This is a genomic window from Streptomyces sp. enrichment culture, assembly GCF_964273145.1.
In the GTDB taxonomy this organism is placed as follows: Bacteria; Actinomycetota; Actinomycetes; order Streptomycetales; family Streptomycetaceae; genus Streptomyces.
The window spans coordinates 1,250,249-1,264,010 of record NZ_OZ186873.1; the positions used below are offsets into that span (position 1 = coordinate 1,250,249).

At 73.7% G+C, this 13,762-nt stretch carries 12 protein-coding genes; 4 read left to right on the forward strand and 8 right to left on the reverse strand.

The annotated features are described in order from the left end of the window. Positions 1–15: 15 nt before the first annotated feature. Positions 16–804 (forward strand): hypothetical protein, encoded by a 789-nt coding sequence (locus tag ACSU6Z_RS05730; RefSeq protein ID WP_437043482.1) that lies wholly within the window; start codon positions 16–18, stop codon positions 802–804. A 138-nt stretch (positions 805–942) separates the two neighbouring features. Here ACSU6Z_RS05730 and chpE read toward each other — a convergent pair whose 3' ends face one another. The 3 genes from chpE to ACSU6Z_RS05745 all read right to left on the reverse strand — a co-directional run bounded on the left by chpE (position 943) and on the right by ACSU6Z_RS05745 (position 3,173). After that, the gene (gene chpE, locus ACSU6Z_RS05735) at positions 943–1,188 is read right to left on the reverse strand and encodes a chaplin ChpE (RefSeq protein WP_437043484.1); all 246 of its coding nucleotides are present in this window, start codon (positions 1,186–1,188) and stop codon (positions 943–945) included. A 205-nt stretch (positions 1,189–1,393) separates the two neighbouring features. Then, a complete protein-coding gene (locus tag ACSU6Z_RS05740; protein WP_437043486.1) occupies positions 1,394–2,035 on the reverse strand; it encodes a response regulator in 642 nt (213 codons plus the stop codon). Then, positions 2,028–3,173, reverse strand: coding sequence for a GAF domain-containing sensor histidine kinase (locus tag ACSU6Z_RS05745; RefSeq protein WP_437043488.1), 1,146 nt, complete (start codon positions 3,171–3,173; stop codon positions 2,028–2,030). Before ACSU6Z_RS05745 ends, ACSU6Z_RS05740 begins: the two co-directional genes overlap by 8 nt. 903 nt (positions 3,174–4,076) lie before the next feature. Here ACSU6Z_RS05745 and ACSU6Z_RS05750 point away from each other — a divergent pair. Beyond that, positions 4,077–4,802, forward strand: coding sequence for a transglycosylase SLT domain-containing protein (locus ACSU6Z_RS05750; protein ID WP_437043490.1), 726 nt, complete (start codon positions 4,077–4,079; stop codon positions 4,800–4,802). 93 nt (positions 4,803–4,895) lie between these two features. On the opposite strand, the gene ACSU6Z_RS05755 is transcribed toward ACSU6Z_RS05750, so the two are convergent. Continuing rightward, the gene (locus tag ACSU6Z_RS05755) at positions 4,896–7,415 is read right to left on the reverse strand and encodes an FHA domain-containing protein (RefSeq protein WP_437043492.1); all 2,520 of its coding nucleotides are present in this window, start codon (positions 7,413–7,415) and stop codon (positions 4,896–4,898) included. Positions 7,416–7,659: 244 nt separating this feature from the next. Here ACSU6Z_RS05755 and ACSU6Z_RS05760 point away from each other — a divergent pair, with 244 nt between their 5' ends. Together ACSU6Z_RS05760 and serB are read left to right on the forward strand one after the other, a co-directional pair. After that, the gene (locus tag ACSU6Z_RS05760) at positions 7,660–9,456 is read left to right on the forward strand and encodes a streptophobe family protein (protein WP_437043494.1); all 1,797 of its coding nucleotides are present in this window, start codon (positions 7,660–7,662) and stop codon (positions 9,454–9,456) included. 151 nt (positions 9,457–9,607) lie between these two features. Continuing rightward, complete coding sequence (serB, locus tag ACSU6Z_RS05765) at positions 9,608–10,840, forward strand: phosphoserine phosphatase SerB (RefSeq protein WP_437043497.1); 1,233 nt, start codon at positions 9,608–9,610, stop codon at positions 10,838–10,840. 185 nt (positions 10,841–11,025) lie between these two features. Here serB and ACSU6Z_RS05770 read toward each other — a convergent pair whose 3' ends face one another. The 4 genes from ACSU6Z_RS05770 to ACSU6Z_RS05785 form a co-directional block, all read right to left on the reverse strand. Then, the gene (locus ACSU6Z_RS05770; protein WP_437043499.1) at positions 11,026–11,544 is read right to left on the reverse strand and encodes a SixA phosphatase family protein; all 519 of its coding nucleotides are present in this window, start codon (positions 11,542–11,544) and stop codon (positions 11,026–11,028) included. Positions 11,545–11,710: 166 nt separating this feature from the next. Continuing rightward, the gene (locus tag ACSU6Z_RS05775; RefSeq protein ID WP_437043501.1) at positions 11,711–11,920 is read right to left on the reverse strand and encodes a hypothetical protein; all 210 of its coding nucleotides are present in this window, start codon (positions 11,918–11,920) and stop codon (positions 11,711–11,713) included. A 268-nt stretch (positions 11,921–12,188) separates the two neighbouring features. Next, a complete protein-coding gene (locus ACSU6Z_RS05780) occupies positions 12,189–12,305 on the reverse strand; it encodes an SGM_5486 family transporter-associated protein (RefSeq protein WP_437043503.1) in 117 nt (38 codons plus the stop codon). A 34-nt stretch (positions 12,306–12,339) separates the two neighbouring features. Continuing rightward, entirely contained in the window at positions 12,340–13,722 is a 1,383-nt protein-coding gene (locus tag ACSU6Z_RS05785; RefSeq protein WP_437043505.1) for a CynX/NimT family MFS transporter, read from the reverse strand. Positions 13,723–13,762 lie beyond the last annotated feature (40 nt).

A 13,762-nucleotide genomic window follows, 5' to 3' on the forward strand; every position in this document is an offset into this window, starting at 1 on the left:
CCTTAGGGTGGGGGCATGCTCTCGGAACCACGTTCAGGCCGACTGGCCGCCTGGGGAAATGCCCTTCTCGCCGGACTTGTCGCTCCGGATGACGCGGCGCTCGCGATCGTGGGCGAGGACGCGGTGCACCGGGTGGAGGGGCTGCCGGGCGAGTCGGCGCCGGTCGGGCTCACGCTCGCGCTGGGGCGGTTGCGGACGCTCGGCGCGACCGGGCTGCGGGTCGCGCTGCCCGCGCCGGGGCATCCGCTGGGGCTGAGCGGGCCGCCGGAGTTCAACGCGCGGGCGCTGGAGGCGGAGGAGGCGGTGGTCTGCCACGGCACCGCGCTCGGGCTGGTACCCGAGGTGTACGAGGCCGGGCCCGAGGGCGATGTGCACGTGGAGGTCGTCTGGCACTGCCTACCGGTGCGGCAGGCGCCGCCCGCCGACGTGCCCTCGCTCGGGGAGGCGGAGCGGGAGCTGGCCGAGGCGCTGCGGGAGGCGACCGAGGTGCTGACGCGGCTGGACGTGGCCGCTTCGGGGCCGGTGGCGCAGGCGGCGATCGAGGCGTACCGGGCGCGGGCGGAAGCGGGGCGTCAGGTGCTGGCGCCGGGGTATCCGCCGCGGGCGGTGCGGGTGCTGGAGCTGGCGCAACGGGTCGGGGCGCTGATCTCGCTGGCGCACGGCAGTGGACACGGGGGCGCGGTCAGCGCCTCGGAGATGGCGGCGCGGTCGGCCGCTTTGCGGCCGGTGGAGCGGACGGCTCGGCGGGCGCAGGTGGCGGCGTACAACTCCGTCGTGGAGGAACGGGAGCGGGGGGCACGGTGACGGGTGGCCGGCATCCGGTGGCGGGGCCGTGCTCGGGGTTTCCCGGCGCCGGAACCTGACGCCGGGGGCGCCGGACCCTGACGACCGGCCTCCCGGGCGAGCCCGGGAGGCCGTGGTCCGCGGCGGCTCCGCGACGGGTCAGCGGTTGACGCCGAGGTTGCCGAAGGCGGGGTTCAGCACACCGACGACGTTCACGCTGTTGCCGACCGCGTTCACCGGGACGTGCACCGGCACCTGGACGAGGTTGCCGGAGAGGACGCCCGGCGAGCCCTCGGCCTTGCCGTGGGCGACGGCGCCGTCGGTGGCGGAGGCCATCCCGGCACCGGCGGCGAGCAGCCCACCGGTCACCATCGTCACAGCGGCTGCCTTCTTCAGGTTCTTCACTTTCAAGCCCTCCTTGCGACGGCTGCGGCAGTCGCCGCAGCACGCACTGGAGAACGGCCGGGGTTCGCGGAGGATGCGCCATCCGGGTGACATTCCCACGACGGTATGAATCTCGGCTCGGAGCGGAACCCTCCGTACTGCCGCGGCGTCGCGTCGGCGTGGTCGCCGTGGCCGGTGGGCGGTGAGTGGCGGGCGAGCCGGTCGGTCAGCCGGTCAGGCCGTGCCGTACGGCCCACAGGGCGGCCTGGGTGCGGTCCGCGAGGTCGAGCTTCATCAGGATGTTCGAGACGTGCGTCTTCACGGTCTTCTCGGAGAGGACCAGCGCACGGGCGATCTCCCGGTTGGAACGGCCGTCCGCTATCAGACCGAGCACCTCGCGCTCCCGGTCCGTGAGCGTGCCCGCCCTGCTCTGGCCGGTGGTGCCCGCCTCCTGGGACAGCAGTGCCTTCGCGACCTCGGGCTGGAGCAGGACGTGCCCGGCGTGCACGGAGCGGATGGCGCCGGCGAGCGCGTCGGGGTCGATGTCCTTGTAGACGTACCCGGCGGCGCCCGCGCGCAGGGCCGGGACGACGGTGCGCTGCTCGGTGAAACTGGTGACGACCAGCACGCGCGCGGGGTTCTCCAGCTCACGGAGTCTGCGCAGTGCCGCGACGCCGTCCATGCCCGGCATCTTGACGTCCATGAGGATCACGTCGGGTTTCAGCTCCTCGGCGCGGTCGACTCCCTCGGCGCCGTCCGCGGCCTCGCCCACCACCTCTATGTCGTCCTGCACCTCCAGGAAGGTGCGCAGGCCCCGGCGGACCACCTGGTGGTCGTCGACGAGCAGCACCCTGATCGCGTCAGCCACCGGGAACCTCCATCTCGATCGTGGTGCCCTTGCCGGGCGCCGATTCCACGGTCAGCGCGCCACCGACGCCGCTGGCCCGGTCCCGCATGGAGACCAGGCCCAGATGGCGTCCCGCGCGGCGGACCGCCTGCGGGTCGAAGCCGCCGCCGTCGTCCGTGACCCGCAGGAGCGCACCGGCGCCGTGGCGGTCCAGGGTCACGTCGACGTGCCGCGCCCCGGAGTGCCGCAGGGCGTTGTGCAGCGCTTCCTGGGCGACGCGCAGCAGCGCTTCCTCCTGGGCGGCGGGCAGGGCGCGCACGTTGCGGCCGGTGAAGGTCACGCGCGCGCTGTGGGCGCGGTCCAGGACCTGGGTCTGGGTGCGCAGGGTGGCGACGAGGCCGTCCTCGTCGAGGGCGGCGGGACGCAGCTCGACGACGGCGGCACGCAGTTCGTCGGCGGCTTCCGCGGCGAGTGCGGCGACCTGCTGGAGCTCGCCCTTCGCGCGGGAGGGGTCGCGGTCCACCAGACGGGCCGCGGCCTGGGCGGTCAGACGCAGGGAGAAGAGCTTCTGGCTGACCGCGTCGTGCAGCTCGTGGGCGAGGCGGGAGCGCTCCTCGGCGATGGTCAGCTCGCGGCTGCGCTCGTACAGGCGCGCGTTGGTGAGGGCGATCGCCGCGTGCTGGGCGAGGATGCCGAGCAGGTCCTCGTCCTCCTCGGTGAAGCCGCAGCCGCCCTGGGGCTTGGGGCAGTTCTTGTTGGCGAGGAAGAGGGCGCCGAGGACCTCGTCGCCGTCGCGGACGGGCAGGCCCAGGAAGTCGGCGAGATCGGGATGGGCGGACGGCCAGCCCTCGAAGCGGGGGTCCTCGCGGACGTCGGCGAGGCGCTCGGCCCTGGCCTCGTGCAGCATCGCGGCGAGGATGCCGTGCTGACGCGGCAGCGGGCCGATGGCCTTCCACTGCTCGTCGCTGACGCCATCGACGACGAACTGGGCGAAGCCGCCGTGGTCGTCGGGGACGCCGAGCGCGGCGTACTGGGCGTCGAGCAGCTCGCGGGCGGAGGAGACGATCGTCTTGAGGACGTCGCGCACCTCCAGGTGCCTGCTCATGGCCAGCAGCGCGGAGCTCACCGCGGCGAGGCCGGACCGGGGGCCGTGACTCATGTCCTCACGGTACCGGCGAGGGGTGACAGCGCGGATCGGACCTGTGACGGCCGTCGCCCGGGACGGTGGACGTAGGGCCGGGGGCCCATCCCCCGGGGCCGCTCCCGTCCCCGGGGGGAGGAAGCGGCCCCGGAATCGTGACGGGCACGGGCGCGAGCGGGCGGACACGGCCGGCCACGCGCGCGTGGCGGTGCGCTGCGGACCGTCCCCTCCCGTCCGGGGCGGCCTGGCGGGGGCCGGGCCACGAGGCCCGGAGCGGAGGGACTGACGTACTCCGCGCGTGCGGGCGCGTGCGCGTGCGGGCCCGCGGACAAGGGCGGACGGCCGGACCGGGCGCGGTGGCGGGTCCCCCTCCCGGACGTGGGACACGTCCGCGGGCCGACGAGGGCGCCTCCATCGGGCCGGCTCCTCACGGGCGCGGGCGCGGGGGCACGGGCCGGTGAAGGCGCACGGGCCGTTGTCCTGCCGCGTCCGGGGGCGGCGGCCGGTGCCGCATGCCCCGGTGGGGCGGAGCCGCGCCGCCAGGTGGCCGCCGCGGTCGCGGTGAGGCACCGACAGCCTCGTCCAGGCACTCACAGAGAGCATTGCTTGAGCAACTAAGGGTGAGAGGGACAGGGGGGCGGTGTGAGGCCGCGCATAGGGCGCAGATCACCTACGAAGAGGAGTAGGAGAGCAAGACGCCCCTTTTGAGCGGCGCAAACAATCCCGTCTGCCCGGTTTTACCCCACCCTGATCCACTACCCGGGATCGTACGTCACACCTTTGCCACGAATTTTTGCGGCCGCTAAGAATTGCTCACGTCGCTCAGCGCTGCAGGTCCCTTCCGCGGCGTTTGTGCCGGAAGCACCACCGTCCCCGTTGGACATGAGCGACCTCCGCGCTACACGAAGAGGTCCCCTTCCCATGCCCAAGAACTTCCTTGCCCGTGGCCTTGGTCTTCCCCTGGCCCGCAATCGCAAGATCGCGATCGCCGGTGTCGGCACGCTGGGCGCCGCCGCCCTCGCCTTCTCCGCGGTGCCGGGCGGCGGGCAGACGACCACGGCCGAGGCCGCCGCCCCGGCCAAGGTGGCGTACAGCACCGAGCAGATCCAGGGCGTCAAGGCGGGCATCACCGACCAGCTCGCCGACGCGAGCGAGAAGGCCGCCTCCATCGAGGCGAAGAAGAAGGCCGCCGACGAGGCCGCCGCGAAGAAGAAGGCGGCCGCCCGGGCCGCCGCGGAGAAGTCCGCCCGGGAGCGCCAGGCGCAGGAGGCCGCGAGCCGCTCCGCCAAGCGCGCCCCCGTCAAGCAGGTCTCCGCGAAGACCTACCCGGACAACCTCGACGGCTGGATCCGCGAGTCGCTCGCCATCATGAGGAAGCACGGCATCCCGGGCACGTACTCGGGCATCCACCGCAACATCATGCGGGAGTCCTCCGGCAACCCGATGGCCATCAACAACTGGGACATCAACGCCATCAACGGCATCCCGTCCAAGGGCCTGCTCCAGGTCATCCCGCCGACCTTCAAGGCCTACCACGTGCCCGGAACGTCCTGGAACATCTACGACCCGGTCGCCAACATCACCGCCGCCTGCAACTACGCGGCCGACCGCTACGGCTCCATGGACAACGTCAACAGCGCCTACTGAGAGGCCGGCGCGGACCTCTTCTCGCGATCACCGACGCCGAAGGGCGGCACCCCCCTGACGGGATGCCGCCCTTCGGCGTCGTGCGGCCGGATCCTACTTGCGCATGACCTCGGGCTCGTGGCGGCGCAGGAAGCGTGCCGCGAGGAAGCCGCAGATCACGCCGAGGGCGATGAGCGCGAGCATGTCGGCGGTCCAGGCACCCGCGGTGTGCTCCCACAGCGGGTCGGGGCCGGCGCCGTCCTCCGGCGGGCTGATCCTGTTGAGGTCCAGCGTGGCGCCGGCGGCGGCGACCGCCCAGCGGGAGGGCATCAGGTACGAGACCTCGTTGGCGCCGGCCGCGCCGTTCAGGGCGAACAGGCAGCCGGTGAAGACGACCTGGACGATCGCGAACATGACCAGCAGCGGCATGGTCTTCTCCGCGGTCCTCACCAGCGACGAGACGATCAGACCGAACATCATCGAGGTGAAGCCGAGCGCCATGATCGGCAGGGAGAGCTCGATCAGCGTGGCGCCGCCGAGGACCAGCCCCTCCTCGGGGATCTCCCGGCCCGCGAAACCGATGACGCCGATCAGCAGGCCCTGCGCCACGGTGATCAGGCCGAGGACGGACACCTTCGACATCAGGTACGCCGACCGGGACAGGCCGGTGGCGCGCTCCCGTTCGTAGATGACCCGTTCCTTGATCAGCTCGCGGACCGAGTTGGCGGCCCCCGCGAAGCAGGCGCCGACGGCGAGGATCAGCAGGACGGTGGTGGCCGTGCCGTTCGGGACGATCCGGCCGCTCCCCGGTTCGGGCGGATCGGGCAGCAGGCCGTGGCCGGGGTCGATGAGCAGGCTCACCGCGCCGAGGACGGCGGGCAGGATCACCATCAGTGCGAGGAAGCCCCGGTCGGAGGCGATCACCGACAGGTAGCGGCGCACCAGGGTGCCCCACTGGGAGAACCAGCCCTGCGGCTTCGGCGGCCCGACCGCCCGTGAAGGCGGCGTGTGTACGGGCTGCGGGGCGGCGGCGTCGACCTCCGCGGCGTACAGCCGGTAGTGGTGCGAGCCCTTCCAGCGGCCCGCCCAGTCGTAGTCGCGGTAGTTCTCGAAGGCGGAGAAGACGTCGGCCCAGGAGTCGTAGCCGAAGAAGTCCAGCGCCTCCTCGGGCGGGCCGAAGTAGGCGACCGCGCCGCCCGGTGCCATCACCAGCAGCTTGTCGCACAGCGCCAGCTCGGCGACGGAATGGGTGACGACCAGGACGGTACGGCCGTCGTCGGCCAGGCGCCGCAGCAACTGCATGACGTCGCGGTCCATGCCCGGGTCGAGGCCGGAGGTCGGCTCGTCCAGGAAGATCAGCGACGGCTTGGTGAGCAGTTCCAGGGCGACGGAGACGCGCTTGCGCTGGCCGCCGGAGAGCGAGGTGACCTTCTTGTCCTGGTGGAGGTCGAGCTTCAGCTCGCGCAGCACCTCGTCGATGCGGGCGTCGCGCTCGGCGGCCGTGGTGTCGGCCGGGAAGCGCAGCTTGGCCGCGTACTTGAGGGCCTTCCTGACGGTCAGTTCCTTGTGCAGGATGTCGTCCTGCGGGACCAGGCCGATGCGCCGGCGCAGCTCGGCGAAGTGCTCGTAGAGGTTCCGGTCGTCGTAGAGGACCTCGCCCCGGTCGGCGGGCCGGTAACCGGTGAGCGCCTTCAGCAGGGTCGACTTGCCGGAGCCCGAGGGGCCGATGACCGCGATCAGCGACTTCTCGGGTACGCCGAAGGAGACGTCCTTGAGGATCTGCTTGCCGCCGTCGACCGTGACGGTCAGACGGCGGGCGGAGAAGGACACCTCGCCGGTGTCGACGAACTCCTCCAGCCGGTCGCCGACGATCCGGAACGCGGAGTGCCCGATGCCGACGATGTCGGCCGGGCCGAGCGTGCGGGAACCGCCCTTGGGGATCTGCCGGCCGTTGACGTACGTGCCGTTGTGCGACCCCAGGTCGCGGATCTCGAAGCGGCCGTCGGGCGCGGCGTGGAACTCGGCGTGGTGGCGGGAGACCTGGAGGTCGGAGACGACCAGGTCGTTCTCCAGGGCGCGGCCGATGCGCATCACGCGGCCGATCGCGAACCGGTGGAACGTGGTCGGGCCGCGGTCGCCGTGCCCCGGCGGCGCCCCCGCGCCGCCGGGGCCCTGCTGCCGGGGGACGTGCGGCGCGGGCCGCTGCCGCGGGCCGGGGTCCTTCCGGGCGGGCTCCTGCGGGGCGGCCGGGGTCTGCCGGGCAGCAGGGCCGGGGTTCACGCCCTGTGCGGCGTAGGGCTGCCGAGGCCGGGGCCGGACCCGGGGTGCGTCCGCGTCGGCCGCGGCGGCGGACAGGTTCAGCCGCGGTCCGTCGGTGGCGTTGCCCAGGTGCACCGCCGTGCCGGGTACGAGTTCCAGCCGCTGGATCCGCCGTCCCTGCACGAAGGTGCCGTTGGTGCTGCCGTGGTCCTCGAGGACCCAACTGCGGCCGTCGAAGCTGATCGTGGCGTGGCGCCAGGAGACCCTGGCGTCGTGGAACACGATGTCCCCTTGCGGATCGCGTCCGAGGGCGTAGGACGCGGACGGATCGAGCGTCCACGTCCGTCCGTCGGTTTCCAGTACGAGTTCCGGCACTCCATGCCCCACTGAGTTGTCCCCCGAATTGCCCCCATCACAGGGAGTCTAGGGATGTCGAACATCGGGAGGAACTATTTCAGGCTCGGTCCCCTGGCCGGAACTCGGGCCTTGCAGAGACCGTGTACGTGCGCATCCGAGGACGCCGTTGACGGGGCCGGAAACTACCCGGACAGTGGTAATCCACGCGAGGAGGACACACGCGGCGGAATGCCGCGCCGCCACCGCGGATCGGGGGTCTGCCATGAGCGCGTCCACGAGCAGCGGCGCCGTGGGCCGCGGCGCGAAGGTGCCCTGGGGGGACGTGGTGCTGTCCGCGATCGCCTCGGTGAGCTGGGCGTTGATCGGCATGGCCGGCACGGCCGCGCTCGGGTTGCATCTGCTGCGGGCGGACGCGGCCGGCTCGTTGGGGTCCATGACCGCGGCGGTCGTGGCGCTCGCGTCGGGTGGGTCGGTCACGCCGTCCGGGGACGTGTCGGTGTTCGGGTTGACGGGGGCGGAGGCGACCACCGCCATCGAGATCACGCCACTGGGCGTGAGCCTGGTCGGCGCGGTGCTGCTGTCCTTCTTCTTCCTGCGGTCCCTGCGTGCCGCGGGAGTCGTGGTGTCGCCGGCCGAACTCCTCGCGCGCGCGGGCGCGGTGGTCGCGTTGTACGTGGCGATGCTGGGCGCGTTGGCGTGGGCGGGGCGGGACGCCGTCACGATCGACGGCGGCTCGCTGGGGCCGGACGGTCCTGCGGGCGGTGGTGACGGCAGCGGCGCGGACGGGGACGGTGCCGGAATTCCGGACCTCGGCGACCTCGGGGAGTGGGGGGACCTCGGGGGGCTGCTGCCGGACCGGGTGGGCGACCTCGCCGGCGCGCAGGCGGCCGTGGGTTTCACCGTGGACACCGCGCCCAGCCTGCTGGGCGGGCTCGGCTGGTCGGCCGGGGTGCTGCTGATCGCCCTGCTGGCCTCGCGCCGCACTCCCCTGCCGCGTGCCTGGCAGGCCGTGCACCACGTGGTGCGTCCAGCCGTGTCCGCCCTGGTGACGGTGTTGCTGGTGGCGGTGGCGGCGGGGCTCTCGGCGGCGGCGTACGCGGCGGCCGGTGACGACCGTCCGGAGCGGATCGCGGGCGCCGCGCTGCTGGGCACGCCGAACGGCGTGTGGCTCGGCCTTCCGATCGGCCTGTTCGTGCCGTGGGAGGGGCGGGCCACGGAGGGGGCGGCGCGCTTCCTGCCGGATCCGCTGGACGAGCTGCTGGGCGCGCGCTCCGACGAACCGGTCGTCCTGGCACGGCTGGCGGAACTGGACGGGAGGGTGTGGCTGCTGGGGGTGGCGGCCGCCGCGGCGATGCTGCTGGCGGGGGTGCTGACGGCGGTGCGGACGCCGGTGGCGGTGGCGCGGACGCCGCCGGTGGGTACCGGCGCCCAGGTGGCACGGGGGCCGGGCGCGCTCGGTTTCGCGGGGCGGTGCGCGCTGCGGCTGGGCACCGCGACCGCGCTGGTGCTTTCGCTGTCGGTCCGGTTGACGGAGGTGTCCGTGCAGGCATCGCTGTCGGTCCTCGGCTTCGACGCGTTCGGCGCCGGGGTCGAACTGCGCGGGCATCCCGGCATGGCACTGCTGCTCGGTGCCGCCTGGGGCGCGGGGGCGGGTGCCGCGGGAGCGCTGCTGGCGTGGGTGAGCGGAGCCGCGGGGCGGCAGGTGGTGGTGCCGGGCGGAGGAGTGCGGAGCGGGCCGGGTGCGTGGGGGCCGCCGGACGGCGGTGGCGGGGAGGCGGCGGGGGGTGCCCCTCCGCCGGGGGCGCGTCCCGTCGAGGAAGCGGGGCGGCCGGGGGACCCGTCGGAGGCCGGCCGGCGGCAGCCCGTCGGGGACGACGTGTACGGCGCGCCCACGGTGACCCGGCCGATCGGACCGCTTCCGCGCGCGCCCCGGCGGCCACCGGACTCCGGTGGGCGGCGGCGGTCCCGGTGGGGTGAGGCTTTGCCGCCTCCCCCTCCACCGCCCCCTCCCCCTCCACCGCCGCCTCCGCCGCCGCGGCGGCCGGGTGGCGGGGGATGACCCTCGGGGGACGGATCGCGGAACCCCGGAAGGGGGGTCGTGGAAGCGGAACGTGCGGGCACCCGCCGTCCGGGCCGCGCCCGTCGCTCCCTGTCCGGCAGGCGGACCTCGGGGGCGGAAGGCGCCGCGTGCCGGATACGGTGGGAACACCATGAGCGCATCGCAGACCTCTGACGTCCCCACTCTCCTTGTCAAGATCTTCGGCAAGGACCGGCCGGGCATCACGGCCGGCTTGTTCGACACCCTCGCCGCCTACTCCGTCGACGTGGTCGACATCGAGCAGGTCGTCACCCGTGGCCGGATCGTGCTGTGCGCGCTCGTGACCGAGCCGCCCCGGGGGCTGGAGGGCGATCTGCGGGCGACCGTCCACAGCTGGGCGGAGTCGATGAAGATGCAGGCGGAGATCATCTCCGGTATCGGTGACAACCGGCCGCGCGGCCTGGGCCGCTCCCTGGTGACGGTCCTCGGGCACCCGCTCACCTCCGAGGCCACGGCTGCGATCACCGCCCGGATCACCAAGGCCGGCGGCAACATCGACCGTATCTTCCGGCTGGCCAAGTATCCGGTGACGGCGGTCGAGTTCGCCGTGTCCGGCGTGGAGACCGAAGCGCTGCGCACGGCCCTGGTGACGGATGCGGCGGCGCTCGGTGTCGACGTCGCGGTCGTGGCGGCCGGGCTGCACCGCAGGGCGCAGCGCCTGGTCGTCATGGACGTGGACTCCACGCTCATCCAGGACGAGGTCATCGAGCTGTTCGCCGCGCACGCCGGCTGCGAGGATCGGGTCGCCGAGGTGACGGCGGCCGCGATGCGCGGGGAGCTGGACTTCGAGCAGTCGCTGCACGCGCGTGTGGCGCTGCTGGAGGGACTGGACGCCTCGGTGGTGGAGAAGGTGCGCAGCGAGGTGCGGCTGACGCCGGGCGCGCGCACCCTGATCCGTACGCTGAAGCGCCTCGGCTGCCAGGTGGGCGTCGTCTCGGGTGGGTTCACGCAGGTCACCGATGATCTGAAGGAGCGCCTGGGGCTGGACTTCGCCCAGGCCAACACGCTGGAGATCGTCGACGGGAAGCTGACGGGACGGGTCACCGGCGAGATCGTGGACCGGGCGGGCAAGGCGCGGCTGCTGCGCCGGTTCGCGGCCGAGGCCGGCGTGCCGCTGTCGCAGACGGTGGCCATCGGCGACGGCGCCAACGACCTGGACATGCTGAACGCGGCCGGTCTCGGGGTCGCCTTCAACGCCAAGCCGGTGGTGCGCGAGGCCGCGCACACGGCGGTGAACGTGCCGTTCCTGGACACCGTCCTGTACCTGCTGGGCATCACCCGCGAGGAGGTCGAGGCCGCGGACACGCTCGAGCAGGACCCGGAGGCGGACCCCGGCCGGCGCTGAACCGCCCCGGCGGGCGGCCGCGACCGCCAGGGGAGCAGCAACCGCCGTACCACTGTGCGCGCCGCGCCCGCCACGGACGCCCCGGAGCCGGTGCCGCATCGGTGCCCGGCCCCTGCCGTGCGGTCCGGTCCCGCCCGTGGACCGCTCCGGCCCGGTCCGTCCCCGGGCCCGGTCCGCGAGCCGGGTCAGTCGGCCGGCGCCCAGTAGTCGAGCAGCGTGGCCACGCCCGGTTCCAGGGTCTTCCAGGGGCCGGTGAAGGAGAGCACGGCGAAGGCGGCGGTCGGGAATCCGCGGCCGGCCATCCTGGCGCGGGCGTTCTCCTCGGCCGAACCGGCCAGGATGTCGGTGAGCCCCTGGATCCCCGGGTTGTGGCCGACCAGCAGGGCGTTCTGCACATCGTCGGGGGTCTCGTTGAGCACGGCGATCAGCTCGCCGGGCGAGGCTTCGTACACCCGCTCCTCATAGACGGTTTTCGGCCGGTGCGGGAACTCCTGGACGGCAAGCTTCCAGGTCTCGCGGGTCCGGGCCGCGGTGGAGCACAGGGCCAGCTCGAACGGGATGCCGGTGTCGGCCAGTCGGCGTCCGGCCTCTGCGGCGTCCTTGCGGCCCCGCTCGGCGAGCGGCCGCTCGTGGTCGGTCACCTGTGGCCAGTCGGCTTTCGCATGCCGGAAGAGGACGATCCTGCGGGGTTCTGCGACGCTCATGGAACCCAGCTTCGCATGAAACAGGCCACGAGGCGCAGGGAGTTGACATGCGGTTCCACCGCTGGGCACCCGGCCGCGCGTCCGGCCCGGCGCCCGTTCCCCCGTGCCCGCCCACCGGCGCCGACGGGGCCGGCGATTTCCCGCGGCCGGTTCCGGAGGGCAGGACTCAGCGCGCGATCAGCTGCCGCGCCCACTCCAGGAGGCGGGTGAGCGCCTGCTCGGCGGGGGCCGCGTGGGCCTCCGCCGGGTCGAGTATCAGCAGGAGCAGGGTGACGAAGGCGAGCGTGGGCAGGGCCAGCGCCCACCAGGGCAGCCGGATCTCGGCGCCGTCGCCCCGGGGCGCCGGGTGGGGCCGGGTGTGCGTACGGGCCGGCATGGGTGCCTCCGATGATCTCCGAGCGCCGTGGACCGGGGGGCCCGCGGACGGCGGCCCGTCGTGCGGTTTCGGCCCGTGGTCCGCCTGGTGCGGCCACATCTCGAAGTTACGGAATCCGCGGCCCCCGGCCCATCCGGAGATCCACCCACTCGACCCTGACCCCTGCCCCCTAGGGGACAGGGGGGCAGGCCCCACCACCGGCCGGACGCGCGGAGGCCGGCCCCGTCCCCGCCGCCCGCGCGCGGGGGGGTACGGGCGGACAGCGCGGTCAGGGAGAGGCGATCGACGCGATGATGCCGATGATCAGGAAGATCCCGAAGAAGGCGCCGAAGACGAGCAGCATCTTCTTCTGACCGTGCTGGGGATTCGGGTCGAGGACTGGCATGGGCCCAGTGTCGCACCCCCGGCCGGCCCCGGGATCAGCGGCCCGCCTCGTCCTCCACCGTGCGGTCGCGTCCCGCCAGGACACCGACCGCCATCTGCGGCACCATCAGGGCCGTCATCAGCGCGATCGGCAGACCCCAACCACCGCTGTGCTGGTAGAGCACGCCCACCAGGAGCGGACCCGGAATGGAGATCAGGTAGCCGGTGCTCTGCGCGAAGGCCGACAGCTGGGCGACGCCCGCGCCCGTCCGGGCCCGCATCCCGACCATGGTCAGGGCGAGCGGGAAGGCGCAGTTGGAGACGCCGAGCAGCACCGCCCAGGCCCAGGCACCGCCGGCCGGGGCGAAGTACAGGCCGGCGTACCCGGCGAGGCCGCACCCGCCCAGCACCAGGACGATCGGGCCCTGGTTCGGCAGCCGTGCGGCGACGCGCGGGATGACGAAGGCGAGCGGCACGCCCATCACCATGGTGACGGCCAGCAGCAGTCCGGCCGTGCCGGCGGAGACGCCCGCGTCCCGGAAGATCTGCGCCATCCAGCCCATCGTGATGTAGGCGGCGGTGGCCTGGAGCCCGAAGAAGACGGCGAGCGCCCAGGCGGTGCGGCTGCGGGTGATCCGCAGCGCGGGCCGCCCGGCGGCCCGCGGCTCGCCCTGCGGTTGGGGCCGCACCTCACGCGCGGGCTCCGCGGCCCGTGCGCGGGCCTCCCCGGCGGTGGGCGCCTCCCGGTCCCGCACGAACGCCAGCCACGGCAGGACGGCCGCCACCGCGAGCACGGCCCACACCGCGAGGCCGGGCTGCCAGTCGCCGCCCAGCGCCTCCGTCAGGGGCACGGTCGCCGCGGCGGCGACCGAGGTGCCGAAGGCGAGCGCCATCGAGTACAGGCCGGTCATGGAGCCGACCCGGTCGGGGAACCAGCGCTTGACGATGACCGGCATCAGGACGTTGCTGACCGCGATGCCCATGAGCGCCAGAGCGCTGGCGGCCAGGAAGCCGGGCGTGCCGCCCGTGTACGGGCGCATCAGCAGACCGGCGGCGATGGCCGCCATGCCCGCGCACACCACCGCGCCGGGGCCGAAACGGCGGGCCAGCCGCGAGGCGGTGACGCCGAAGACGGCGAAGCACAGCGGGGGGACCGAGGTGAGCAGCCCCGCCACGCTGCCGCTCATGCCGAGCCCGTCGCGGACCTCTTCCAGGAGGGCGCCGAGGCTGGTGATGGCGGGGCGGAGATTGAGCGCGGCCAGCACGATGCCGAGGACGAGCAGGCGTGTCGTCCACGCCGTCCACGCGCGCGGGGACGGCTTCTCCGGCACGGCGTGCCCACCGGGCTCCCCGGCCTCCCGGGCCCTGGGCGCGGCCGAGCTGACGGCGGTCGTGGACTTCGGCGTCCGGGGTTCCTCACTAGCCATGAGCCCCATCATAGAATCATGGGATGATTGGTTGTGCGTTCCGCGGTGTCCG